Here is a 25,160-nt window from a genome sequence, read left to right on the forward strand (position 1 = left end):
GCGAACGAGGCGACTCCGGTTTCCGCGTATGCCGACGGAGGAGAGTGCAATGGTCAAGCAGGAGAGGGCGGCACGGACGCGACGCTCCCTGATTCGTGCGGCGGCCGAGGTGTTCGCCGCTGATGGATACGCCGTCGCCTCTCTTCCAGCGATCAGCAGGCGGGCCGGGGTGAGTGCAGGTGCCCTGCACTTCCACTTTGCCAACAAGGACGCGCTGGCCACCGAGGTGGAGTCCGTGGCCGCGGACTCGGTCGAGAGGCTGGCCGAGCGCTGGCGTGGCGGGGCCGGCGCCTCGTTGCAGTCGCTCATGCGCACGATGTCCGGCCTGTTGCTGGCCGTTGCCGACGACCCGGTGATCAGGGCCGGCTTCAAACTCAGCGGCGACCCCTCCCGCAAGAGTGACGCGGCCATGTTGGGCTGGTGGCACGACTATGTGCGCGACCTGGTACTGCAGGCGCAGCGTTCGGGTGAACTGGCCGACGGTGTCTCACCGGACGGCGCGACGACCACGATCGTGGCGGCCACCGTCGGCCTCGAGGTGATCGCGACGGACGACGGGCGGCTGTCGGCAGAGCGCACGGCGCAGTTCTGGTCCTTCATCATGCCGCGGCTGGCGGCCTTCCCCGAGCGCGCGCTCGTGTCGGTGTCGGAGGAGGCGCAGCCGCAGGAGCCCGTCGAGTAAAACAGCATGAATGGTCTGGTGATGATCAGGCCCAAGCCGGCTATGACCATGTGTGATCTTCTGTCTATTACTCCTTTTCTGACGCTATGTCCCTATCGGTAGTGGGGCGATCGAGCCCCACTTGCGTGAGAGTCGAGATCAAACAGGTTTGCCGGTTGGTATTGACATACCGCGCGTGCTGTTTTTTACTCGAGGTGCTAGGGAAGCACTGCAGGGTTGGCAGAAGATGGGGGAGACGGCGTGGACATAGATGTACTCGGCGCACTCGCCGTACGGCTCAACGGGACCTCCACCACCCCGACGGCACCCAAGCCGCGCCAGGTGCTCGCCATGCTGGTGCTGCGGGCCGGTCAGGTCGTTCCGGTGAGTGTCCTGACCGAGGAGCTGTGGGGCGCCAAGCCCCCGCGCAGCGCCCGCGCCACCCTGCAGACCTACATCCTGCAGCTGCGCGAACTCATCTCCGCCGCCCTGGAGAACAGCACCGGGGACGACGCCGGACAGCGCTGCCAGGCCAAGGACGTGCTGCTGACCGTCCCCGGCGGCTATCTGCTCAAGAGCGGCGACGGCCTCAGTGACGCACGGGAGTTCGAGCGGCTCGCCGGCTCGGGGTACCGGGCCATGGACGCCGAGGACTACCCCCAGGCAGCCCGGATGCTGCGCGAGGCGCTCGAGCTGTGGACCGGACCCGCGCTCGCCGACGTCCACACCGGCCCCCATCTGCGGACCGAGGCCAAGCGGCTGGAGGAGAGCCGGCTGTGCGCGCTGGACCAGCGTGTCGAGGCGGACCTGCGGCTCGGCCGGCACCGTGAGCTGCTCGCCGAACTGACCGTGCTGGTCAACCAGTACCCCACGCACGAGAGCCTGTGCGGCCAGTACATGCTCGCGCTGTACCGCTCCGGCCGCCGCGGCGAGGCGCTCGACGCCTACCAGCGGCTGCGCGCCACCCTGGTGCGCACCATGGGCCTCGAACCGTCCCCCGTGCTGGCCAAGCTGCAGCGCTCCATCCTGATGTCCGGCCCCGACACGTTCCCGGCCCGCCCCGCGAGGAGCACGTCCGTGGCCCCCGTGGGCTGACCCCACGTCACTTTGTCCCCCCTCCACCAGGAATCGAGCACCGCTCAGGCCCGGCCGTGCAGCGTTGATCACATCTGGAGGAGGGGGTCGCGCATGTCGTCGCAGCGAGTGCACTCCGCCCAGCACACGGTCCCGGTCACGGCGCCCGCCGGTGTCGTCTACGGCCTGCTCGCCGACGCCCCGCGCTGGCCGGTCCTGCTGCCCTCCTTCGTCCATGTCGAACGCATCGACTTCGACGGCGCCGAGGAGAACCTGCGGCTGTGGCACCTGCGGCACGGCCAGGTGTGTTCCGCGCTCGCCCGCCGGGTGCCACGGCCACGGGAGCGCCGTATCGAGTTCGAACTCCAGGACGCCCTGCTGCCCGGTGCGCCGACGTCCGGCACCTGGAGCGTGGAACCCGACGGTGCCGACCGATGCCTGCTGACCCTGCGCCACGAGCGCCCGGCCGGGCCCGGGGAGATGCCCGAGACCCTCGAGAGGGACGTGAAGACGGAGTTGGCGGCGTTGCGCGAGGCGGCCGAGCGCTGGGACCGGCTGGACGAACTGCTGCTGTCCTTCGAGGACAGCACGTACGTCTCCGGCTCCCCGGAACTCGTCTACGACTTCCTCTACCGCATCGAGGACTGGGCCGAACTGGTTCCCCACGTCGAACGGGCCGAGGTCACCGAGGACCAACCGGGCGTGCAGGCGACGGTCCTGCACACCTGCGCCCCGGAGACGGGGGAGACGCTGGTGTCCGAGGCCGTACGGCTGTGCTTCCCGGCCGCAGGGCGGATCGTCCACAAGGAGACCGTGACGTCCGATCCCGTCGCCGCGCACTACGGCGAGTGGTACCTGGAGCCCGACGAGACCGGAGTGCGAGTCGTCTCCGCCCACCACGTGATGCTCCGGGAGAGCGCGGTGGAGGCCGTCCTGGGCCCGGGCGCTCTTCTCGTGGATGCCCGCCGGTACGTGCGCGAGTGGCTGGGCCGGTCGAGCACGGAGGCCCTGAGCCTGGCGCGGTGGCACGCCGAGAGCGCCGTACGCCGACTGCGATGAGCCCGCCGCAGACCGTGCGGCGACCAGCACCACGACGACGAGGAGATCCGCGATGGCCCTGACCCGGCCGGTCCCGCGTGCCGGGCGGCCCCCGACGACCCGGATCCCCCCTGGCCCCGCGGATGAACGGGCCGGCGCGGCGCAGTACGCGGCGCGCCTCGAAGCGCTGCTCGGCGACCCTCGGGACCCCGGCAACCCCTACGGCCGGTCCGCCCTGCGGGCCGCGGGCCACGACGGTCTGCCCGCACCTCCCGCCGGTCTGCCCGGTGCCGGGGAGGTGCAGCCGGCCGCCGATCAGCTCGCCCGCGCCCTGCGCCCGCTCTTCCGCCGGGATCTCGCCCTTGCCCATGCCTGGAGCATCCGTCCGCTGCTGAGCGCGCCGCTGCCGCATCCGGCGGCTGCGCTGCTCGGACCGGCGGCGCTGCTCGCGTCGGCAGGTGGCGTCCTGCGCGGTGCGACCCGCATCGTGGACGGCCTGAGCAGGTACGAACGCGGTGCCAGGCAGTGGCGGCCGGTCCTGACCTCGGTCTTCGTGGACCTGCTGGCCTGCGAGAGCCTGACGGCCGTGGCCCTGCGGTCCTGCCCTGACCGGGATCCGGGCGCGGCCGGGCCGGGCACGGACGGCCAGGGCCCGCCTCAGCAGCCCGGGGAGTCGCTCGCTGCCGTCGTGGGGTACCTCGTGCCCCAGCTGGTCGGTGAGCTGCTGGGCGATCTCGAACTGGTGCTGAACGAGTGCGGTTTCGGCGACGACACCCCCGAACGGCGCACGCTGGCCAAGATCCTTGGGGACAGGGCGTTCGCCCGGGCCGACTGGACGGCCGCCAGTGCCGCTCAGGCCCGCATCGTGCGCGGGCTGAACGCGGCCGGCGGCTCGCGGCCGGGCGACGGCAGGGAACTTGCCGCGCTGTTCCGTATCACCGAGGCGCCGTCGGCCCGGGCACCGGGCACCGACTGCCCGCAGGCCGTCGCGGCGACGCTGGCCGGTGCCACCGGCCGGCTCGCCGGGTCCGACGATGCCGACACCGCGGAGCTCGCCCGCCTCGGCCGCAGGCTGGTCACCGAGCAGCGGGCGCTGCGCGTCGCCTGCGCGGCCACCGCCGTGCACGACCCCGCCGACCCGGCGGCACGTGCCCTGGCGGACCGTCAGGCCCTGCTGGTGCTGGCCGCCGCCGCGCTGGGAGTGCGGGAAGCGGCGGCCGGTGCGGGGCTGCCCTTCCTCGGCGGAGCCGGCTGGGCTCTGCTGGCGCTCGGACGGATCGCCAGGCGGCTCGGGCTGCCGATGCCGCTGCCGCTGCCCGACCGGACCCCCGACCCGCAACCGGGTGTGTGGGACGAGCTGGCCCGGCGCGCGGCGAACGGCGTGGACTGCGACCTTCATGCGACGAGGCTGCTGTGGTGAGCGCGGCCGGCGCGGCGCGCGGCCGCCCAGCGGCAGTGGCCCTCCCGCCGCCCTGCCATGTTCCCGGGCCGGACGGGCCGTGGGAGGAGATCCAGGAGCAGACCGAACAGACGGGCCGGGCGGTGGTGCACACCACCTGGGGCCAGTGGCTGACACCTGCCCTGCTCGATCCCGGGCTGCGCACGCTGCTCGGCCGCGACTGGCCCCGCTACCGGCAGCACCCGGCCCCGGTCGGCCGGCTGAGCCTCGCCGTCTCCCGGGTGGTGCTCAAGCACACGGCCGCCGCTGCTCTCCAGGTCCCCGCCGACCGGCTCGACCTCGCCTATCTGCCGGGCGGGCGGCCCGTACTGCGCGGGCTCGGCGCGGACCTGCAGGTGAGCCTCACCCACACCGACGAGCTGATCGTGGTCGGCGTCAGCCGTGCCGGGCCGATCGGCGTGGACGCCGAGCCCGCCGGGCGCCGGATCTCCTTCGAGGCGCTGCGCGACCTCGTGTGCACCCCCGAGGAGGCAGAACTGCTCGCGGCCCTGCCCGAGAAGGAGCGCACCGACCGGTTTCTGCGCCTGTGGACGCTGAAGGAGGCGTACACCAAGGCGCTCGGGCACGGCATGCGGCGCCGGTTCTCGGCGGTCGGCTTCGGGTGGGACGCGACGGGAACCGCCCGGCTCAGCGGGGACGCGGCCGGGCAGTGGGCCTTTGCCACCCATCTCGTCGAGGAGCGCTTCCTGGTGAGCGAGGCGCATCGGCAGGAAGCCGCGCCGGCGGGGCCGGGTGGGACACGAGCCCCGTTACTCGCGGACGAACCGGGGCGGCTGCCCTCGGCGGAGCCGTCGCAAGGCACCGGGGTCATCGGCTTCCCGGGGCGGCGGGGCCCCGGGAAGTGGTGAGCGGACGCGTCGGGCGGGGCTGCCGGGTCGTGGCCGGACGTGCTGTGCAGAAACGATTCGAAAAGGAGGGTGGGGTGCCGGAGAGGGCTGCTGCGGCAGCGGTGTCGGCCACCCCGGGGAGCGGATGAGCAGTCATCACTCGCACGCGGGCGCTGTCTTTGCTGTGGTGCATGAACCGTTCGGCACCCAGGCCTGGTCGCCGCTCGTCTTCGAGCTGTGCGGACTCGCCCGCACGGATGCCGAGGCCGTCGCCGCCCGCGTCGCCGAGCGCCATCGGGAGTACGACGTCGAACTGGACGACGCCGTGCCGGACGCCGGGCGCCTGGGCCGCCATCTCCTGCGGCTCACCCCCCGCGGCCCGGCCGAACCCGGCGAGCCGCTCACCGACGACCTGCTGGCCGACCTGGTGGCGCCGCTCGCGGCGGGCACGATCGCCGTGACCGGGGATCAGCGGGCGCTGCTCGCGGCGGCGGTGGACGGCCAGGGCGGCCCCGGCCGGTACGTGGAGCAGATCTTCTGGGACTGGACGGGGCCGCTGGACCTGGGCCGGTTCATCACCGCCTGGCAGTCCGTCGCCGAGCGGGAGGCGGTGCTGCGGGCGTCCTTCGACTGGGCCGGCACCGCCCGCCTGGTGCTCCACGACCGCGCGGTCGTGGAGGTCATACGCCATGTGCACGCCGACGTCGGCTGGAGCGAACTGCGCCGGCAGGACCGGGCCCGCGGCTTCGAGCTGTACCGGCCGGGTCTGTTGCGGGTGTCCCTGCTCGACGGACCGCCGGACACGAACGACAGCGGCGCCGGGCAGTCGCCCACCCGACTGCTGGTGACCTATCACCGGGCTCTGCTCGACGAGCGCGGGGCGCGTCTGCTGGTGCGGCAGTTCTACCGGTCCTACCTCGCCGGCGGCGTGCTGCCCGGCGGGGAGCGGCGGCCCGACATCCGGGACCACGCCCAGTGGCTGACCCGCCAAGACCCTGCCGGGGCCCGGGAGTTCTGGTCGGCGGCCGCACCGCCTGCCGACGCAGCCGTCAGTCCGGGCCGCCCCGGCGGGCCACCGCGGCGCACCGAGGGGCCGGGCCGCATCCAGCGCCGGCTCATGCCGCCCCAGACCTCCCGGCTGCGCTCCTGGGCCGCGGGCCGGGGCGCGGGGGAGAGCAGCGCCCTGCACGTGGTGTGGGCCCTGCTCCTGTACCGGGCGGCCGGGGCCGAGGGACCGCTGCCGGTGGCCTTCGGCGTGCACCTGTCCGGGCGGGACATGTCGCTGCGGGCCGCGGCCGACATCCCCGGACTGCTGGGCAACCCGCTGCCGATGACGGTCACCGTGGACCCCGCCGCGCCGCTGGTGGACCTGCTGCTGCAGGTGCGGGATGCCGCGCTCGACCTCACCCCCTACGCCTGGGTCTGCGGCGAACGGGTCCGGGAGTGGAGCGGGCGCGCCCCCGGCGACCTCACCGAGACCACCGTCCGCTTCGACAGCCACCCCGAACTGCCGCAGAACCTGCGGGCCGAACTCGCAGCGCAGGGCATCCGGGTGGGCGTGCCGCAGAGCGCCGGTGGTGACACGACTCTGCCGGTCACGCTCGTCGCGCACCACGACACCGACGGCGCCCTCGTGCTGACCGCCCTGTACGACCGGGCCAGGTTCACCGACACCGACGCCTCCGGCACGCTCTCGCAGTGCCTGCAGCTGCTGCGCAGTCTGCCCGAGCACCCGGACGAGGGGTTCACCGTCGGCGACGCCCTGCGGCTGCTGAGCACCTCCCAGGTGCCCCGCATGGCCTCGCCCGAACCCGATGGCAGCCGGCTCGCACTGGCAGTACTGCGGGCCGGGGAACCCGGGGAGGACGTCGTGTGCCTGGTCACCGTCCCCGGCGTCACGCCGGGTGCGTACGACACGCTCGTGCACGAGCACGAGGGGCCGGAACGCATCGTGTCGCTCAGTGTGACGGGCCGGCGGATGCCACCCGATCCCCTCCGGGAACTGCGCGGTGACGGGCGGCGGTTGACCCTGTGCGGTGCCGGTCCGGCCGGCCGGGTCGCCCACGAGATCGCCCGCCGTACGGCGGAGCAGACGGGTGAGGCTCCGGCCGTGGTCATGACCGGGGTCGGCGGTGCCGTGGAGAGCGCGGAGGCGTTGTCCCGGGCCCTGCGGGCCGTGCGGGAGCGCAGCATCTGACCGGTGGGGCGCCGACCGCGCTTCTAGCGGGCCGTGAGTTGCTGTCGAGCGCGATGGCCGACGGTGGCCGAAAGAGGGAGGCGGCATGGGCGACACGGACCGCGGGGAACTGGCGCTGCGCGTCGAGCGCGGCACAGCGACCGCAGAGGAACTGGCCGCACTGACCGCCGTACTGCTGGCCCTGCGCGGCCGTCCGGCGCGGCAGTCCGGAGGAAATACGAAACCAGTCGGTCTGTTTTCTGGGGACTCCGGGGTAGCGTCTGGTCTGTTCCTCTCGGAGGGTGGAGGGCGACTCCTCCTCTCCCCCGGGGTGCAGGCCGGTCCGTAGCGGTGCCTGCGTGCCGCCAACATGGCCGCAGAGTGGGTGAGTCGGCAGGTGGGCTGCTGTTCTTCGAGGGCTGCTGCACTGGCACTCGAAGCTTGCCAGAAACAGGGTGGGCGGTTTGCTATTGACATACCGCTCGTGCTGTTTTTTAATCGGGAAGGTGCCAGCAGCGCACGTGGACTAGGGGAGACGGCGTGGACATCGACGTACTGGGCGCACTGGACGTGAGGGAGAACGGGGTGTCCGTCGCCCCTACGGCGCCGAAGCCCCGCCAGGTTCTGGCGCTGCTGGCGCTGCACGCCGACCGGGTGGTGCCGGTCGCCTCACTCATCGAGGAACTGTGGTCGGACCGGCCACCGCGCAGTGCACGCACCACCCTGCAGACCTATGTGCTGCAGCTGCGCGAACTCATCGCGGCGGCGCTGGCCTGCGGCACCGGACAGCAGTCCGGCGCCGAGCCGGAGCGCCGTACCGCCAAGGACGTGCTGCTCACCCTGCCGGGCGGATACCTGCTCTCCTCCGGCGGCGGCACCAGCGACGTCAAGGAGTTCGAGCAGCTGGCGGGACTGGGCTACCGGGCCCTGGACGCCGGTGACTTCGCGGGTGCCTCGCGCACCCTCGCCGCCGCCCTGGACCTGTGGTCGGGATCCGCCTTCGCGGACGTGCAGACCGGGGGCCAGCTCGCCATGGAGGCCAAGCGCCTCGACGAGAGCCGGCTGTGCGCCCTCGATCAGCGCATCGAGGCGGACCTGCGGCTCGGCCGGCACCGCGAAGTGCTCGCCGAGCTGACGGTGCTGACGAGCCGTTACCGCACTCATGAGAACCTGCACGCCCAGTTCATGATCGCGCTGCACCGCTCGGGGCGGCGCGGTGAGGCGCTGGACGCCTACCTGAGACTGCGCACCACCCTCGGGCGCGACCTGGGCCTGGAACCGTCACCGCGGCTGCATCGGCTCCAGCACTCGATCCTGATGGCCGCACCCGAGACCGCAATGGGCCCGGCGGCACCGGACCGCGCTGCCCGAGCCGCGCACGCCCCGCACGCCGGACCCCTGGCACCGACCCACTGACCCTCCGGCCCGAGGGGCCGGTCCTTGGAGGCATCCACCATGACCAGTGAGCCGACGGCACCTTCCGATGGCCACGGAGACATCCTTGCCGAGCTCACGGCCGTGCTGGCCGGTGTCGTACACGCCGATCCCGACCGGATCGACCCCGAACAGCCCTTCCACGTCCTCGGCCTGGACTCCCTGCTCACCGTTGAATTCGTCGCGGCCGTCGCCCAGCACTTCGGCGTCCGCATCACCGGCGCGGCACTCTACGAACACGCCACGCCGGTCCTTCTCGCCCGCCACCTGGGCGCCCTGCGCCGTGGCGCCGGCGAGGCTCCCGCCGGCCAGGACTCCGGTGACTCGACCGAGGTGCTGAAGGTGCTGCGCCGGCAGCTGGCGCGGATCCTGCACTGCGACCCGTGGGAGATCGACGGCGGTGCCGCCTTCGCGGAGCTGGGCATCGACTCCATCCTGGCGGCCGACTTCGTCGCCGGAGTCAACCGCGCCTACGGCCTGAGCGAACGCCCCGTCACCGTCCACGAGCATCCAAGCCTCGCCGCCATGGCCGCCTACGTCACCTCCCGCACCCGGGGCACGGTGACGCCCGCGGCGCCGGACGCCGACACCCGCCCCGCTGCTGCCCCGGCCGGTACGGGGCAGGAGCCGCCGGCCGCCGCGGCCGCGAAGCGGCCCCCGCTGTCCCAGGACGAGGTGGTCGCGCTCCTCGACGCGGTGCGCGGCGAACGGATCGGCGTCGACGAGGCCGCCGCACTCCTGGCGGACCGTTCCGCCTGAACGGGAGCACCACCCGTGGAGCACCGGCGGCTCCCCGCCTGCTTCGGTCCCGGCGGCCTTTGCGCCGCGACGCCGCGCCGTCCGCAGTGGGACGGTGAACCGAGACGGACGAAACGACATCATGACCATCACCGCACCGGAGTCCCTCAGCGCCGGGCCCGCACCGCATCACGAGACGGTGCCCCCGGTGAAGCTGTGGCTGTGCCCCAACGACGCCCTCCCGCCCGCCATCGCCGGAGTCCTGGCATCGCGCTGGCTCGACGAGCGTGAGAACAAGACCGCGGCCCGGTTTCTCTTCGAACGCGACCGCCGGCAGTACCTCGTCGCCCACACCCTGGTCCGCCGGGCGCTGGCGCTGGAGTCCGGCCTCGCCGAGGCCGAGCTCGCCATCTGGCGTTCCTCGCGCGGGCGGCCCTTCCTGCAGCCGCTGCCCGGCGGCCTGCCGAGAGGCGGCGACCACCTGGACTTCAACCTCTCCCACGCAGGCGGTTACAGCCTGCTGGGAATCGTCCGCAGGCAGCGCATCGGAGTCGATGTCGAAGGTCTCGAGCGCGAGGCACGGGCCCTGGAGACGATCCTGAGCACCTTCACCCCCGAGGAGCAGCTGTGGGCGGCGGGTGCGCCCGTGGGACGGCAGCGGGACCGTCGGATACTCCGGCTGTGGACCCTGAAGGAGGCGTACTCCAAGGCCCGTGGACTGGGACTCGGGCTGCCCTTCGACGAGTTCTCCTTCTCCCTGGCCGACGACCGGGGGGTGCTCGCCTTCCGGCCGCCCGCCGACGACCTGGCCGGGCGCTGGCGGTTCCTGGAACTGGAGCCGGTACCCGACGTGCTGGTCGCGGTGGCCGTGCCCGCGGACGAAGGCTCCGTCCAGCACCTCGAACTGCACCACGGATTCCCCTGGGACCGGGCCGCACCGCACACCATCGCCCTGCCCGAGCCCGTGGGCGCACCCCGGGACTAGTGCCTCTGCAGGCAACGTTCGCCGCCTCGCGACGCCCGGCACGCCCTCTGGCCGCGCCGGCCGAAGGTCCAATTCGGTGACCGTGACGGAAATCCGCCTCCACGGCACCTCCGCCGCGTTTCCGTCCGCGTTTCCGTTCGCGTCGGCGGGCGGAAAAAGGGCGTACGCGGCGCAAGGTTATGGCCGTCCCGAAAGCCGTACCGGAATCAAGGGTTCAATTCCATTATTGGTACATGTGTTCTTGAGTGCCGCGCGGGCTCCGTGCAACACCCCAATTGGAGCACCGCTGGAGGACCGCTACAGAAAATCGCTTGAGGGGCACGGATACGGCTAGCTTGCGTAGCGGCGGCGATTTCTGGCCGCCAAAAGGAACTGGACAAGGACTCGACGAGGTGGGGAGGCCACCATGCAGATTCAGGTTCTGGGTCCGTTGAGTGCCGAGGTCAACGGGGGATCAATCGTTCCGACGGCCGGTAAGCCGCGGCAGATTCTGTCGCTGCTGGCGCTTTATCCTGGGCGGGTCATGCCCGTTCCCACGCTTATGGAGGAACTCTGGGGAACCGCACCTCCGGTGAGCGCGCTGACGACCCTGCAGACATACATACTTCAACTGCGCAGGCGGCTCGGTACGGCGATGGGCCCGGGCGTGCCGACCGGCGCGAAGGACATTCTCGCCACGCGGCACGGCGGATACCTGCTGCAGATCGACAGAAGCTGCGTCGACGTGCACCAATACGAGGAACTGGTCCGGCACGGACAGTCGGCGTTCGAGACGGGGGACGACGAGGTGTCCGCGGCGCGGTTCCGCGCGGCACTCGATCTGTGGACCGGCGCGCCGCTGGTCGACGTGAAACTCGGGCCGGTCCTCGACATCGAGGTGATGCGGCTGCAGGAGAGCAGACTGGTCACCGTGGAGCGGCGCATCGACGCCGATCTGCGGCTCGGCCGCCACTCGGAGCTGATCGCCGAGCTGACCGAACTGACCGCCCGCCACCCGCATCACGAGGGACTGCACTCGCAGGCCATGGTGGCGATGTACCGGTCGGGCCGGCAGGCCACCGCGCTGGAGGTCTACCGCCGGCTGCGCATGCGGCTCATCGACGAACTGGGCGTGGAGCCCTCGCCGCAGTTGCAGCGCATGCACCAGGCCATGCTGGCCGTCGACCCGCAGCTGGACGTGCTGGCGGGGTCGCGCCGCTCCTCGACGTTCGACCTGTTCGCTGCGTGACGGACGGCACCGCCCGGCCCACGGCCGGCGGCCTGCCGCACCCCGCGCCGCCTGGCCACCGGCCCGTGGCCGTACTGCCGAAACGCCGTCAAACCCTGACCTGGACCAGCCTGGCCACGCCCCCTGCAGGGGTGGTGGAGCCGTGGCGGAACGCGGCTTTCCGGGACGGCTGTACGGGATGACGAACCATGAGGAAGGACCCCTCGTCATGGTGCCCACGTTGACTGAGCCCCTCAGCGGGGCGCTGCACGAACTCCTCACCGCTCGCAGCCTGCGCGAACGAAACAAGGAACTCGTCCTCGCGCTGGTCGCGGCAGGCAACCGGGGCGAGGTCAACCAGCTCACCCGCCACTGGGCGGGCCCCGCCGGCACAGGCCGGCAAGCGCTGCCCGACGGGCTGGGACTGACGGTCGAGAGCCTCCTCGCCGACGGTGACATGGTTGTGCTGCGGGCGACCGCGCGCGCCGGAAAGGCGGCCTGGTCGCTGGTCGCCGAGCTCCGTTTCAACGCGGCGGGGCGGGTCGAGCAGTGCCACGACGTGTTCGTGCCGAGGACGACGGCGAGCTGACCCGGGCGGGGGTCGGACCTCTGCCGAGGCGGGGCTTGTGGGTGGTTTCGACTGGGTTGGGCGGTGTGCCCCGGACCATGAGGAGCTCGACCTCGCGTCGCCGATGGACGGTGTACGGGGCCTGCGGCAGGAGTTGCCGGGCGGACGACGGCCACGCCGGGAAGCCCCGAGCGTTCAGGGCGGACGAATGCAGGTCGGGGATGGTTCGGGGGCCGCTGGAGAAAACGGACGGACGGCACGTGGCGGGGCTAGCGTGGGAAAGCCGAGTGTGAGGGGGCGGCCATGGATGAGCGCCGCATCGGCCGGCACGTACCGGAACCGGAACCGGAGCCGTGTGTCTGTCGGATGCCCAGGTCACCGATGTGCGGTGGGCCTGGGCCGGTGGTGTGTGCCGTGCGGTGCGGCCCGGCGCCGCGTGCGCGCCTGGGGACGTCCCCGGCCGGCCGGGTCCGCCGGGTGTCCCGCCCTTGCGGTGCCACTGCCGCGCCGTTCCGGGACGGGGAGCAGGCTCTCGGGCCGCTCCTGCGGCGGCGCGGCCGTGCTGTGCGCCCCGCCTCGTCGGCCGGAGCACGCGGGCCGATTCGCTGAGCCGGGGGCAGACGTCCGTTCCGTACGGGGTTGTCCGAGAGGGGGAGGCGATGAACGACGGCCGGCCTGCCGGTGTATACGCGGTGATCGACCCCGAGCGGGGTGCCCACGGCGCCCTGGAACTGCACGGGCCACTGGACACGGCCTGCTACCACCGGGCCCTGCACCGCATCGCGGAGATCCGTCCGGGCGCCCGGAATCCGGGGCCCCGGTTGCTGCGCCACGGCCCCGACCTGCACACCGTCGAACTCCCCGGCGGTGACGGGGTGTCGGCGCCCTATCCCGTCGGTCTGCTCGCCGACCTGCTCACCGCCGCCGCGCCCGATCCCGGCGGCCGGCACGGCGGCGGGGCCTGCGCAGGGCCGGCCGGCCCGCCCTGCGGGACGCTGCCGCGCACCCAGCCGCTCACCCCCCTGCAGCAGCAGCGGCTCGCCGATGCCCTGGCCTGGCCCGACCACCAGGTCGAGCAGGTCGTCTGGCGCTGGTACGGCCCCCTCGACACCGCACGCTTCGAGGCGGCCTGGCAGGCCGTCGGCGAGCGCGAGAGCGTGCTGCGCACCGCCTTCGTATGGGACCCGCGGCCGCGCGCCGTCGTCTTCGACCACGGCGCCACCGACGTCGTCCGCCACCCGCACGGCACGGTGGTCCGGCGCGCGGCGCTGCTGGCCCGCGAGCGTGCCCGTGCCTTCGACCTGCGTCGCCCCGAAACGGTGCGGGTGGCGCTGCTGGACAGCGGCCCCGCGGACGCGGCAGCGCCCTTCACCGACGTACTCGTGACCTATCACCGTGCCCTGCTGGACAGTTGGAGTGTCCGGCTGCTGATGCGCGAGTGCTGCCGCGCCTACCTCGCCGACGGGGTGCTCCCCGGCGGCGAACGCCGACCCGACCTGGGCGACTGCGCCCGCTGGCTCGGCGCCCAGGACCTCGGCCCGGCCGACGACTTCTGGCGCGGGCCCGCCCGCCGGCCGCCCGCGCCCGCCGTGCCCCGGCCCGGCCCGGTCGGCCCTGTCGGCAGCGGAGGCACCGGCGTGCTCCGCACCGCCCTGACCCCGGACCACAGCACACTCCTGGCCCACTGGGCGGCGCGCTGGGGCGTCGCGGAGAGCAGCGTGCTCCAGGCGGTGTGGGCGATGCTTGTGTACCGTGCGTCCGATGCCGCCCCCGGGCCGGCAACCGTGGGCTTCGGCCTGGACTTTCCAGGGCGGGGGCTGCTCCTGGAGGGCATCGAGGGCGTCCCCGGCCCGTTCGAGAACGCGCTGCCCGTCACGGTCGCCGTCGACGCGGCGCTACCCCTGTCCGGACTGCTGCGCGAACTGCGTGACCTGGTGATGGACATGGCCGCGTACGAATGGGTCGCGGCCGGCGGACCGGCCTTCGGCGGCGACGCCGGGTCACGGGCCGGCGGCCTGCTCGCCTTCGACTGCGGCCCGCGTGCCGAGGCCGCATACGGCAAGGAACTCGCCGCGCAAGGGATACGCCTCGAGGAGCAGGAGGCCGCCGGGGCCCCCGCCGGGTACGCCCTGCGGCTGCGCGCCGGTCACGACGCCCGCCGTGCTCTCGTGCTCACCTGCGCCTACGACCGTGACCTCGTCGGCGGCGGCGCCGCCCGCACTCTGCTGGCGCACACCGAGCGGCTGTTGCGCCTGCTGCCCGGCGCGGCGACCGAGGGAACCACCGTCGGGGACGTTCTGGCCTGGCTGCCGGACGCTGCCACACCCCGGGTACCGGACGGTCCCTGCGCCCGGGGCGCGGCGCCGCTCGTGCTGCGCGGTGCGTCGGAGCCCGCGGCGGCGACCGTGTGCCTGCTCGACGTCCCGGGCGCGCCGCGCACGGGCCAATGGGAGCTGGTGCGGCACTACCGCGGGCCGGAGGCGCTGACCGCGCTCCGGATCACCGCCGGCGAGGAGCCCGCCCAGGCCGGGCCGCTCGGCACGCTGGCCCGCTCGCCCGGCCGGCTGGTGCTCGGCGGGTACTCCGGCGCCGGTGCCCTCGCCTGTGAACTGGCCCGGCAGGTCACGGGGCCCGGGGTGCGCCCGCCCCTGGTCGTGGTCGGCGGCGCCTGCGACGATCCGGACGGACCCCGGAGTCTGGCGAGCGCCCTGCAGAGGGCGAGCGCGTCGGCTGCCCGGCACTGAAGCGTGGTGCCTGCGTCCTTCAGGTGCCTTGCTCGGCCCAGCGCTGGGCAAGCTCATCTCTTGGGCCAGCCGATGTCGTCGTCGGACGATGTACCGCGCATCGGTCCCGGTCGGCCGGCGCGGCCCTCACGGGCAGCGCGGCGGTCAGGAACCGAGGGCTTCATGAACGACTCCCGTGGACGCGAACGAGAACAGTTCCCGTGATCGAAAACGGGCCGGTGCGCAGGTGAGGCCACCGGCGCTTGAGATGCTCCCCGTATTCGCTAAAGGACCGCTCGAGAAACGCAAGAGAGTCCCGTGAGGTTCGCACGAGGACCAGGGCACGGCGTCTGGCAAAACATTGCCCGGCACTTGCCCGGCGGCCTACGCTCGTTGCGGCTTTCGGTGGCCTTCGGACGATGGCGCGCCCATCCCGCCCCCCGGCCGCCCCCCACCCGTCCGTCCCAGGGAATGGTCACATGCCGCAGCAGCCCGCGTTCGGCCGTCGTCTCCGCAAACTACGACAGGCTCGTGGGCTGTCCCAGACCGCGCTGGCCGGTGACGGCATGTCGACGGGATACCTCTCCCGTCTGGAGTCCGGCGCACGCCAGCCCACCGAGCGGGCCGTCGCCTATCTCGCCGAACGGCTCGGCCTGGAGGCGGCGGACTTCGAGGAGCCCGCCGGCGGTTCCCTCGCCAACGCGCTGACGCTGGTCGCCTCCACCGGCTCCGAGGCGGCGATGGAAACGCTCCGCGAGGCCCTGGCGGCCGAGGGCCACGAGGCGCCGGTGCTGCGCTGGCAGGCGCTGTGGCAACTGGCCCGGCAGCGGCGGGTCCAGGGCGACCACGTGGGTGAGCGGGACGACCTAGAGGAACTGGTACGGCTCAGCGACGCGGTCGGACTGGTCGCGCTGCGGGTGCGCGGGCTGACCCGGCTCGCCCGCTGCCTGCGCTCGCTGGGTGAGATCACGGACGCCCTCGACGCCGCGATGACGGCCCACCACCTCGCCCGCGAGGACGACCTGGACGTCGAGGACCGTGCTGCGGTGCTGCTGGCCCTGATCTCGGTGGAGGCCGAGGCGGGCCGGACGCCGGACGCACGGGCCCACACCGACGAGCTGGTCGAGCTGGTCGCGGGCAGGTCGGACGCGTTGTGGGCGGAGGCGATGTGGACCGCCGCGGCGGTGCGTCTGCGGCAGGGCGACCACGCGGCCGCGCAGGCCCATCTGGAGGAGGCGCTGGAGAAGTTCGGCAGCGGCGAGGACCTTGTGCTGTGGCTGCGGCTGCGGCTCGCCGCCGGCCGGCTGCACCTGCAGAAGGTGCCGCCGGACCCCGAGGCCGCCGAGCGGTGCGTCGTGGCCGCCGAGCCGGCGCTCGCGTTCGTCGGCACCCCCGGCCTGCGTCAGGAACTGACCGCGCTCAAGGCCGACCTCGCCTTCCTCACCGCCCGGTACGACGACGCCCGCGTCCTGCTCGGCGAACTCGCCGAGGTGGAGCCCAGGATGACCTACCGGGACCGGGTGCGGCTGGACATCCTCCGCCACCAGCTGCGCATCCGCTCCGGCGACGAGAGCGGCCTCCAGGGGCTGCGGGCCCTCGCCGAGCAGGCGCAGGCCGACGCCAACATCGACCTGGCCGCGGAGATCTGGCGCGTCCTCGCCGAGTCCCTGGCCCAGTCCGCGCTGGAGCGGGGTTCCGCGGCGTCCGGGGTGTGACGGGCCGGTTCGCCCGGTCCACGAAGATTCCCGGCTCGGTGTGCGACCGAAGGCTGTGCCCCGGCGGCCGGCGGAGGTCCGACCCGGCCCGGTCGCCGGCCCGCCGGGCGGGACCGGCAGGGGGATCGACACGGCGTCAGAACGGGTCGCCGAGGTGGTCCTTGATGTGGTCGAGGCACAGCTCGTACAGGTCCTCGGCGTGGGTCTCGTACCAGCCCTCGGGGACGGCGGCCGTCGCGGGCCACAGCGCGCGGTGACCGGTCGAGTCGGCCAGCACCACGAAGGTGGCGAACTCGTCGGCGAACGGGTCGTCGTGGGCCGGGACGTCCAGCACCCGCAGATTGCCGTACTCGTCCAGGTGGGCGGCGCGCCCGGTGCGCCACATCCGGGCGGTGGTGCCGTCCGGGCGGCCGAACGGGTCGGGCAGGAACCGCTCGCCGCTGGCCCCTGGCGCCCCGATGTAGCCCCGGGCCGTGCCGACGCCCGCGATGTACAGGGACCCGGTCTCGCCCGGGCCCACCGGGCGCAGCCGCGAGTCGAGGAGGTAGGCCCGGTAGCCGGGGGCGGGGCGGGCCGGGGCGCCGGGCACCCGCTCGACGACGAGCCTGCCCTCGGCCCAGCCGCCGCTCACGGTCAGCTCGGCGCCCTCGGTCCGGGCGAGCGACACCAGCGCGCACAGCACGTCGTCGGCGCCGCCCAGCACCACTCGGGCGCCCTGTCGGCGCAGCCAGCCCAGCACCTCGTGCGGCACGTCCTGGGTGAGTGAGCCGTCCGGGACATGCACGCGGGCGCCGCAGGCCAAGGTGGTCAGCAGCCCCACCGCCGCGTCCCCGTCCGGGTAGCCGCGCACCAGCCAGGCCGCGTCTGCCGGTGCGGCCAGCGTCGCCGCGGTGACGGCCTCGCTGCCCATCGCCACGGTGCCGTCCTCGCCGGGCAGCAGCAGAAGCGGGTCGTCACCGCGCAGCGGCCGGGTGCGGTCGGCGTCCGTCACCGGCCAGCGTCCGGTCGGCGGCAGCCGGTCGGCGGCGTCCTCGCGGACCAGCCGGGCCGCACCGGGCACGGCGGGCAGCAGCAGGTCCGCGGTCTCGTCGAGGAGCAGTACCGCGGGACGCAGTGACTCGGCGAGATCCAGTGAGGGGTCGACCGGCAGCAGCGCGGCTCCCGTCTTCGCCACGGCGATCGCGGCCACCGCGAACCCGGTCGGGGAGGACAGGGCGGTGAGCACACAGGTGCCGGGCCCGGCCCGGTGCTCGATGAGGGCGTGCGCCAACAGGTCGGAGCGGGCGTCGAGTTCGGCGTAGTCCAGGCCGGCCAGTGCGGGCGCCTCGGGGGCCCGCGCCACCTGCGCGGCGAACAGCGATGCCATGTCCCGCTCCATGAGCGGCACGTCCGCACCCGCCCACACCCCGTCCCCGGCGGCAGGGCCGGGCAGCAGCCGCAGCCGGCTGAGCGGGGTCGCGGGCGCTTCGAGGGCCGATCTCAGTACGGCGGTGAGCTGACCGGTGAGGGAGGCCGCGACCGTCTCGCCGACCGTCTCGTGGCGGAAGGCGGCGGTGACGGTGATGCCGGCCGGGGCGCCCGCGGGGTTCTGCCGCTCCGTCAGCGTCAGCCCCAGGTCCGTGGCCGGGACCGGAGGGGTGCAGTGCTCGGCCTGCACGGACACTCCGGCCGCCTCGAACCGGCCCACGCACTCCTGGAGCACGGTCAGCCCGATCCCGCCGGGCAGCGCCGCCAGTGCCGCCTCGCCGTCCCGGTAGGCGGCCAGGTCCCGCTCGCGGACCCGGCGCAGCAGTTCGGTGAAGGCCGGGTCGCCGGAGGTGTCCACGGTCAGGGCCAGGACCCGCCCGTACGGGCCGACGGCCTCGCGCAGTGCGGCGGTGTCCCGGGCCGGGACGGGGGCGGCCACGGTGACCGGGCCGGCCGCGCCGAGCCGGTTCAGCAGGGCGGCGAGCGCGGCATGCACCACCATGAACAGGGTGGTGCCGTGATCGGCGGCCAACCGGGTGAGCCGCGCGTGCAGTTCCGCGTCCAGTTCGCTCTCCAGGCTGCCGTAGGAGGCGTGGCCGGCATGCGGCGCGCCGCCGGGCAGCGGGGTGGGCGGCAGGTCGCCGAAGACCGCGCGGGGAGCCGCGTCCGGTTCGGCGGGGGAGTGGTGCGGGGTGCCCCCGGTGGCCCGCGCCCCGTAGGCCCGGGCCAGTTCGGCGGTCAGCGGCAGATGGGACCACGGGTCGACCGAGTCGGCGGGCAGGGACAGGGTCAGCAGGTGGTCGTCGGCGGCCAGGGCGCGCAGCCGGGTGCCGGCCGCGCCCAGCCGGGAGTTGCGCAGCGACGGATGGCTCCGGCCGAGGTCCTCCAGGGCGGCTTCCAGGGCGCGGGTGTCCAGCGCGCCGCGCAGCCGTACCGAGAACTGCGAGCTGTCGCCGACGGTGGCGCGCGGTCCGGTCACCGCGGCGGGGGCGTCGCCGACGAGCGCGGCGAACGCGGCCGGGGTCGGCGCCTCGTACAGCGCCCGGCTGCCCGGGTCGGCGCCCAGCGTCTCGCGGGCCCGGGACAGCAGCCGGGCCGCCGCCAGCGAGTGGCCACCGATGCGGAAGAAGTCGGACTCGGCGTGCACCTTGTGCCGCGGCAGGCCCACCACCTCGGCGAACAGGTCACGGACGATCTCCTGGATCGGCGTGCCGGGCTGGGTGCCGGGGCGGTCGGCGGTGAACGCGGGCGCCGGCAGGGCCTCGCGGTCCACCTTGCCGTTGGCGTTCAGCGGCAGGGCGTCCAGGATCGTCAGTGCGGACGGGATCATGTAGTCCGGCAGCCGCTCCTGGAGATGGGTGCGCAGGACGACTTCCAGGTCGACGGTGCGGTCGAAGGTGGTCGGGGTGTTGGCGCAGCTCTCGGCGTCGGCGACGGGTGCCGCGTACACGCCGGTCAGCCGGCCCGCGGGGACCTGCTCGGGGTCGAGGAGGACGATGTCGAGGACGTCCGGGCTCTCGCCCCAGGTGGGCAGGGCCCGGTAGCCCAGGCGCTCGGCGGCCTCGCACAGCGCCTCCGGGGCGGGGGCGGGCGCGTCCTGCGGCTCCAGGTCGATGCTGTCGCGGGGGTCGAAGAGGGACTGCATGGCCGTGTACTCGTCGTGCACCCGGCGGTTGGGCACCCCTGCCAGGCGCAGCACGGCGGGGCGCGCCGTCGTCAGGTGGTGTTCGGCCTCGGCGGTGCCGGCGATGTCCCGGCCCCAGCGGAGGGCGGGCGCGGCGGAGAGGTCGGCGACCGGCTCGGCCGTGGAGAGCACCGCCTCGTAGCGGTAGCGGGTCAGCTCGTTGTGGTGCAGGCCCCGCTTGGTGCGTACGTCGACCGCGCGCACGGCGGGCAGGTCCCGGGCGAGGGCGTCGAACAGGGCCGGGGAGAGCAGCAGTTCGGTCTCCGTGGCGACCTGCTGGTCGATGGCGCGGAGCAGCGCCTCCCGGTCGCCGCGGGCGCCGCCCGGCCGGGCCAGCGCGACGCCGGTCCTAAAGCAGCGGGCGAGGTCCAGGTTGCGCAGGTCGCCGAGGACCAGCGAACCGCCCGGGGCGAGCAGCGGCAGGGCCCGCTCGACGACGGTGCGCAGGTAGGCGAGGCTCGGGAAGTACTGGATCACCGAGTTGAGGACGATCGTGTCGAAGTGTCCGGCGGGCAGTCCGCGGGTGTCCTCGGCGCCCCGGCAGTCGAGCCGGACCTTGCCCTTCAGGACCGGGTCGGCCTCCACCTGCGCGGTGAGCGCGGCGACGACGGCGGGGGAGAAGTCGGTGGCCCAGTATTCGTGGACCTCCTCGTCGCGGGCGAGGTGGGCCATCAGCAGTCCGGTGCCCGCACCGATCTCCAGGACCCGGCGGCGCGGCAGCTCGCGGATCCGGTCGAGGGTGGCGTCCCGCCACTCCCGCAGCTGCTCCAGCGGGATCGGCAGGGCGTCGTAACTGCTGTTCCAGCCGGTGAAGTTGTCGCCCGGCTCGGCGGCGTCGGCGTCGTCGTAGAGCGCCTCGTAGATCTCCTTCCACTCGGTGACCTGCGTGTCGGCCTCGGCGGCCGCCGAGGCCGGGGCCGCCGGGACCACATGTGCCACCAGGCGTTTGTCGCCGTCCTCGGTCTCGTGCAGTGACACCGCGGCGGCGGACACGGCTGGGTGAGCGGTCAGCACCGACTCGATCTCGCCGAGTTCGATGCGGAAACCGCGCAGCGTGATCTGGCCGTCCACCCGGCCGACGAACTCCAGCGCGCCGTCCTCGCCCGTACGCACCAGGTCGCCGGTGCGGTACAGCGGGCCGTCGGTGCCGGTGAGGCGGTCCTCGACGAACCGCTGGGCGGTCAGCTCCGGCCGGCCCAGGTAGCCGGTGGCCACGCCCGGTCCGCCGAGCAGGAGTTCACCCGTGCCGCCCGGGGCGACCGGGGTGCCGTCGGCGTCCACGACCACGGCCGTGGTGGCGCCGATCGGCCGGCCGATGGGGATCGTACGGTCGCCCTCGGCGGGTTCGGTGACCCGGTGCCAGGTGGCGAACGTCGTGGTCTCGGTCGGCCCGTACACGTGCAGCAGCCGCTCGGGCGCGCCGGCGGCGAACACCTCGCGGACCCGGCGCGGGTCGCAGGTCCCGCCGCCGAACAGGACGGTGCCGAGCGGTGCGAAGGCGGCCGGCCGCTCCCGGGCGATCTGGTGGAACCGGGCGGTCGTCAGGAAGACCACGGAGATGCCGTGTGCGCGGACCGCGTCCTGGAAGCGGTCCGGGTCGGTGACGGTGTCCTTGCCGAGGCCGACCAGCCGGGCGCCCGCGGTGAGCGTCGTCCACACCTCGAAGGTGACCGCGTCGAAGGCGGGGCCGGCGGCCTGGGCCACCACGTCGGCGGGGGTCAGCCGCAGGTAGTCGGTGGAGGTGACGAAGTCCAGCACCGCGCGGTGCGGTACGACGACGCCCTCGGGGGTGCCGGTGGTGCCGGAGGTGTAGCAGACGTGGACGGCGTCGTCCGGGCCGGTCGTCTGCTCGGGCAGGGCGTCGCAGCGCCGGGCGATCTCGGGGGCCTCGGCGTCCAGGGCGACGACCGCCGTGTGCAGGTCCGCGTAGTGCGGCGCGTCCGCGCTCTCGGTCAGCACCACGGCGGCCGCGCTGTCGCGCACGATCAGCCGGCGCCGTTCGGCCGGGTCGGCGGGGTCGACCGGGACGTAGGCGGCGCCGGCCCGCACGATCCCGAGGAACGCGGTCACCAGCTCCGGGCCCGGCCGCAGGGAGGTCACCACCCGGTCGCCGCGGCCGACGCCGCGGGCCCGCAGGTGGGCGGCGAGACGGTTGGCCGCGCGGCTCAGCTCCAGGTAGGTGAGGCGGGCGTCGCGGTCGTCGGCGTGCCGGGGGTAGTGGACCGCGATCGCGTGAGGACGCTCCTGGACCTGCTGCTCGATGAGGCCGGAGACCGACAAGACCGACATCAGCACTCGCTCCTTACGACCGCGCGTTCCGGGTTGGCAAAACGTTGCCTGAATATTGGCAACGTCTGCCTGAGGAGGTGTCTCGCTACGGTCGAGCGGCAATGGAGTCGCAGGTCGTGCGGGTGGATTGTTGCCGGTTCGAGAAGCGGAAGGTTGCCAAGTGCGCTGTGGGGGCGGGCTGTCCGGCATGCGAAAAGCGGCTGTGCCGCGGAGGCAGGGGTCCTCCGCGGCACAGCCGCTCCAGGCGCGGGGAAGGCGGCCGGGGCCGTCCTTCGGTCAGGTGCGCAAGGGCGCGGTACCGGCCGGCCGGCCGGGCAGCTCCGCCACCCGCCGCTCGGCGTCGTTCAAGGGCACCTCCCCGGCGGCACCTGCGACAGCGGGACGGCCGGCCACGGGCAACAGCTTCTCCGGAAGGCCCACCGCGCCCAGCTGTTGTGCCAGATTCCAGGCGTCCCGCAGAGCGGCGGCCCCCTGGGCGGCGCGGCCGTCGCCGCGCAGGGCATGCCCGAGCTCGGCCAGCGCCCGGACCGTCTCCAATCCGTCGCCCGCGCGCCGCAGTTCGTCGACGGCCTCGCCCAGCAGAGCGGTGCGCCGGCCGGGCGAGCCCGTCGCGGCCAGCAGGCGCAGACAGGCGCCCCGTACCCGGGGGTGCGCCGCGTCCGGCAGAGCGAGCTGTTCCTCCGCCAGCGCCCGGGCCCGTCCGAGCCGGCCCATCCGCAGCAGCGCCTGGGCGGCGTCCGTGCGCCACGGCAGGAACGCCGGCCGGTCCGCCTGCCACGACTGCACCACACGGCCCGCCGTGCGGAAGTCGGCGAGCGCGGTGTGCGGCTGCCCCAGGGACAACCGGTGCAGCCCGCGGGCGCGCAGGTACTGCACCCCGTACAGACTGGTCAGCGCCTGCCGGGTCACCGGGTACTGGGCGTGCCGGGTCGCCTCGTCGTAGCGGCCGAGGGCGTCACAGGCCTGGACGAGTATGGCGGCCGGGCCGTAGTGGAACGCTCCGCCACCGGAGGCGGGCAGCGTGTCGAGCGCCGCCGTCGCGTGCCTGCGGGCCCCGTGTGCGTCGCCGGTCCGCAACAGCGCCTCGGCGTGCAGCGCCGCGCAGACCGCGCGCCAGCCGGGCGCGCCGCTCGTCTCCGCCTGCGCGAGCAGCCCTCTGCTCGGGGACACCGCGCGCTCGGGCCGGTCCGAGTGCAGCAGCGCACGCACGGCGTTGACGAGCGGGGCGAAGGAGGCGTCCGTCAGCGGCGCCGTCCTCAGCAACGTCTCGCACTCACCGGCCGCAGCGTCGAGCAGCGTGCCGACGACCCAGCGGTCCTCCGCGCCGGGATCCTCCGTCCGCAGCAGTGCGCAGGCCTCGGCGATCCGGCCCTGGGCGAGCAGCAGCGCGGCGGGCTCCCGCGGGTCCCACCCCGAAGGCCGGGCCGAACGCGGGCCGGTGACCCATGCGGTCAGCCGTGCCTCGCCGACCGCCGGATGCCGGCGGGCGCCGGTCCGCACGAGCGACAGGGCCACGGCGGCACGCTCGTCCTCGTCGGGGCAGACACCGTGCGCGAGTTCGAGGAGACGCTCGGCGTCGGCGGTGGTGTCCGCGCGCGGAGCCAGGTCGGGGCCGTCGGCGGGGCCGGGCGCCAGCAGGGCGTCCGCCGTCTCGACGAGCAATGTGAAGTCCTCGGGGCGGGCGGGGGAGCGCATGCCGTCCGCCGGCGGGGCGAGCAGCTGGCCGGCCACCGCTTCGGCCGGGGCCCCCGCCTCGTGCAGCGCGTGGGCCGCCCTTCGCCGGAGGTCGCCGCGCATGCGCGGGGGAACACCGGCCAGGACGGCGGCCGGGACGGACGGGTGGCGGAACCGGAGGCCTTCGAGGAGCCCGCAGGCACGCAGAGCGTTCAGCGCGCCCGGGACGTCGTGGCCTGCGGGCGACGGGACATCGCTCCCGGGGCGGTGCAGCATGCGGGCGACGAGGGGTTCGGTGGCCCGGGCGGCCAGTACCGCCACCGCACGGGCGACCGCCGCGGCCCCTTGCCCGCTCCGGTGCAGACAGTCGAGGACGGCCTCGGCGAACGGGCCGTCGGGCGCGGGCGCCGGGGGCTGTACGGCGGCGCCGTCCTCCTGCAGCAGGGCGCGCAGCAACAGCGGGTTTCCGCCGGTGATGCCATGCAGTTCGGACGGCGGGCGGCCGGGGCGGCCCGGTGCCGGCCACCCCTGGGGCGGGGCCGCGGCGGCGCGTGCCGTCTCCTCCGCGGTGAGCGGACCGAGCCGGATCCGCCGGACGTGCCGCCGACCGGCCGACTCCGGGGTGAAAAGCGGTTCCTGGATGTGTCCGGCGTACGCGGAGACGGTGGCGACCAGCAGGACCCGGGCCGGGCGGGCGTGCCGGGCGAGATGGCGCAGGTGATGCAGGGACTGCGCGTCGGCGTACTGGACGTCGTCCACGCAGAGCACCACCGGCCTGTCCAGAGCGAGAGTGCCCAACTGCGCGCAGAACGTCCGCATCGCCTCCTCGGAGGGTACGGCGTCGTCGGCCTCGGTCCGGGGGAGTGCGAGCACCGGTGCGCCGCCGACCAGTTGGCGCAGCACTCCGAGGGGCGCCCCGCGCTCGGACTCGGTGGCGGCAGCGGTGAGCAGTAGCGCTCCCGCGGCGGCCGCCCGTTCGGCCACGGCGTTCAGCAGGTGGGTCTTGCCGCAGCCGGCACCACCCTCCATCAGCACCACCCGGGAACGTCCCGCCGCGCAGGTGGTGAGGACCGTCTGAAGAGCTCCGGCCACCGATGTTCTGTCCGCCTCCGTCATGAAACCGCCCCTTCGCCCGAAGCCGCGCTGGTTCGGCTCAGCATCGAAGCAGCGCCTCTAAGCGAGGTGGAGCGGGGACGGAGATGCAAACGCCCAGGGAACGCCGAAGCCCCCGCAGAGGCACGGTGGCCTGCGGGGGCGTCACGGGGCGGGCGCGGATGCCCGGGCGCGTATCAGACGGTGGCGGTCTTCGGCCAGCCGATGTCGCTGGGCTGGGCGGCCGTGATGGCGGTGGCGGTCTTCGGCCAGCCGATGTCGCTGGGCTGGGCGGCCGTGATGGCGGTGGCGGTCTTCGGCCAGCCGATGTCGCTGGGCTGGGCGGCCG

At 74.1% G+C, this 25,160-nt stretch carries 16 protein-coding genes; 14 read left to right on the forward strand and 2 right to left on the reverse strand.

Annotated features, from left to right (window positions below; genetic code table 11):
* The first annotated feature begins 49 nt into the window (after window positions 1-49).
* The 14 genes from ACWCRD_RS43405 to ACWCRD_RS43470 all read left to right on the forward strand — a co-directional run bounded on the left by ACWCRD_RS43405 (window position 50) and on the right by ACWCRD_RS43470 (window position 16,605).
* Window positions 50-682 carry a ScbR family autoregulator-binding transcription factor gene (locus tag ACWCRD_RS43405; protein ID WP_450971193.1) on the forward strand — a complete coding sequence of 211 codons (633 nt, stop codon included), beginning with the start codon at window positions 50-52 and terminating at the stop codon, window positions 680-682.
* Between the two features lie 240 nt (window positions 683-922).
* On the forward strand, window positions 923-1,756 hold the full coding sequence (locus ACWCRD_RS43410) for an AfsR/SARP family transcriptional regulator (protein WP_450971194.1): 834 nt from the start codon (window positions 923-925) through the stop codon (window positions 1,754-1,756).
* A 93-nt stretch (window positions 1,757-1,849) separates the two neighbouring features.
* Window positions 1,850-2,794, forward strand: a complete 945-nt coding sequence (locus ACWCRD_RS43415; protein ID WP_450971195.1) for an SRPBCC family protein — start codon at window positions 1,850-1,852, stop codon at window positions 2,792-2,794.
* A gap of 52 nt (window positions 2,795-2,846) precedes the next feature.
* Window positions 2,847-4,193 carry a hypothetical protein gene (locus tag ACWCRD_RS43420; RefSeq protein WP_450971196.1) on the forward strand — a complete coding sequence of 449 codons (1,347 nt, stop codon included), beginning with the start codon at window positions 2,847-2,849 and terminating at the stop codon, window positions 4,191-4,193.
* Window positions 4,190-5,080: a 4'-phosphopantetheinyl transferase family protein gene (locus ACWCRD_RS43425; protein WP_450971197.1), complete on the forward strand. Its 891-nt coding sequence runs from the start codon at window positions 4,190-4,192 to the stop codon at window positions 5,078-5,080. Before ACWCRD_RS43420 ends, ACWCRD_RS43425 begins: the two co-directional genes overlap by 4 nt.
* A 166-nt stretch (window positions 5,081-5,246) precedes the next feature.
* Window positions 5,247-7,256 carry a condensation domain-containing protein gene (locus ACWCRD_RS43430; protein WP_450971198.1) on the forward strand — a complete coding sequence of 670 codons (2,010 nt, stop codon included), beginning with the start codon at window positions 5,247-5,249 and terminating at the stop codon, window positions 7,254-7,256.
* An 85-nt stretch (window positions 7,257-7,341) separates the two neighbouring features.
* Window positions 7,342-7,584 (forward strand): acyl-CoA carboxylase epsilon subunit, encoded by a 243-nt coding sequence (locus tag ACWCRD_RS43435; RefSeq protein ID WP_450971199.1) that lies wholly within the window; start codon window positions 7,342-7,344, stop codon window positions 7,582-7,584.
* Between the two features lie 191 nt (window positions 7,585-7,775).
* A complete protein-coding gene (locus tag ACWCRD_RS43440; RefSeq protein ID WP_450971200.1) occupies window positions 7,776-8,651 on the forward strand; it encodes an AfsR/SARP family transcriptional regulator in 876 nt (291 codons plus the stop codon).
* A gap of 39 nt (window positions 8,652-8,690) precedes the next feature.
* Window positions 8,691-9,428, forward strand: a complete 738-nt coding sequence (locus ACWCRD_RS43445; RefSeq protein ID WP_450971201.1) for a phosphopantetheine-binding protein — start codon at window positions 8,691-8,693, stop codon at window positions 9,426-9,428.
* A gap of 121 nt (window positions 9,429-9,549) precedes the next feature.
* Entirely contained in the window at window positions 9,550-10,392 is an 843-nt protein-coding gene (locus ACWCRD_RS43450; protein WP_450971202.1) for a 4'-phosphopantetheinyl transferase family protein, read from the forward strand.
* 406 nt (window positions 10,393-10,798) lie between these two features.
* Window positions 10,799-11,620 carry an AfsR/SARP family transcriptional regulator gene (locus ACWCRD_RS43455; protein ID WP_450971203.1) on the forward strand — a complete coding sequence of 274 codons (822 nt, stop codon included), beginning with the start codon at window positions 10,799-10,801 and terminating at the stop codon, window positions 11,618-11,620.
* Window positions 11,621-11,840: 220 nt separating this feature from the next.
* Window positions 11,841-12,188 carry a hypothetical protein gene (locus tag ACWCRD_RS43460; protein WP_450971204.1) on the forward strand — a complete coding sequence of 116 codons (348 nt, stop codon included), beginning with the start codon at window positions 11,841-11,843 and terminating at the stop codon, window positions 12,186-12,188.
* A 638-nt stretch (window positions 12,189-12,826) separates the two neighbouring features.
* Window positions 12,827-14,911 carry a condensation domain-containing protein gene (locus tag ACWCRD_RS43465; RefSeq protein ID WP_450971205.1) on the forward strand — a complete coding sequence of 695 codons (2,085 nt, stop codon included), beginning with the start codon at window positions 12,827-12,829 and terminating at the stop codon, window positions 14,909-14,911.
* 458 nt (window positions 14,912-15,369) lie between these two features.
* On the forward strand, window positions 15,370-16,605 hold the full coding sequence (locus tag ACWCRD_RS43470) for a helix-turn-helix domain-containing protein (protein WP_450971206.1): 1,236 nt from the start codon (window positions 15,370-15,372) through the stop codon (window positions 16,603-16,605).
* A 136-nt stretch (window positions 16,606-16,741) separates the two neighbouring features.
* Here ACWCRD_RS43470 and ACWCRD_RS43475 read toward each other — a convergent pair whose 3' ends face one another.
* Complete coding sequence (locus ACWCRD_RS43475; RefSeq protein WP_450971207.1) at window positions 16,742-22,045, reverse strand: amino acid adenylation domain-containing protein; 5,304 nt, start codon at window positions 22,043-22,045, stop codon at window positions 16,742-16,744.
* A 276-nt stretch (window positions 22,046-22,321) separates the two neighbouring features.
* A complete protein-coding gene (locus tag ACWCRD_RS43480; RefSeq protein WP_450971208.1) occupies window positions 22,322-24,835 on the reverse strand; it encodes an AAA family ATPase in 2,514 nt (837 codons plus the stop codon).
* Window positions 24,836-25,160: the final 325 nt, after the last annotated feature.

It is taken from the genome of Streptomyces sp. NPDC002092 (assembly GCF_053593775.1).

What these genes read in the sequence shown, in the direction of transcription:
- ACWCRD_RS43405 (WP_450971193.1), top strand. Translation starts at nt 50, where the DNA reads ATGGTCAAGCAGGAGAGGGCGGCACGGACGCGACGCTCCCTGATTCGT.
- ACWCRD_RS43415 (WP_450971195.1), top strand. Translation starts at nt 1,850, where the DNA reads ATGTCGTCGCAGCGAGTGCACTCCGCCCAGCACACGGTCCCGGTCACG.
- ACWCRD_RS43420 (WP_450971196.1), top strand. Translation starts at nt 2,847, where the DNA reads ATGGCCCTGACCCGGCCGGTCCCGCGTGCCGGGCGGCCCCCGACGACC.
- ACWCRD_RS43435 (WP_450971199.1), top strand. Translation starts at nt 7,342, where the DNA reads ATGGGCGACACGGACCGCGGGGAACTGGCGCTGCGCGTCGAGCGCGGC.
- ACWCRD_RS43445 (WP_450971201.1), top strand. Translation starts at nt 8,691, where the DNA reads ATGACCAGTGAGCCGACGGCACCTTCCGATGGCCACGGAGACATCCTT.
- ACWCRD_RS43450 (WP_450971202.1), top strand. Translation starts at nt 9,550, where the DNA reads ATGACCATCACCGCACCGGAGTCCCTCAGCGCCGGGCCCGCACCGCAT.
- ACWCRD_RS43455 (WP_450971203.1), top strand. Translation starts at nt 10,799, where the DNA reads ATGCAGATTCAGGTTCTGGGTCCGTTGAGTGCCGAGGTCAACGGGGGA.
- ACWCRD_RS43465 (WP_450971205.1), top strand. Translation starts at nt 12,827, where the DNA reads ATGAACGACGGCCGGCCTGCCGGTGTATACGCGGTGATCGACCCCGAG.
- ACWCRD_RS43470 (WP_450971206.1), top strand. Translation starts at nt 15,370, where the DNA reads ATGCCGCAGCAGCCCGCGTTCGGCCGTCGTCTCCGCAAACTACGACAG.
- ACWCRD_RS43475 (WP_450971207.1), bottom strand. Translation starts at nt 22,045, where the DNA reads ATGTCGGTCTTGTCGGTCTCCGGCCTCATCGAGCAGCAGGTCCAGGAG.
- ACWCRD_RS43480 (WP_450971208.1), bottom strand. Translation starts at nt 24,835, where the DNA reads ATGACGGAGGCGGACAGAACATCGGTGGCCGGAGCTCTTCAGACGGTC.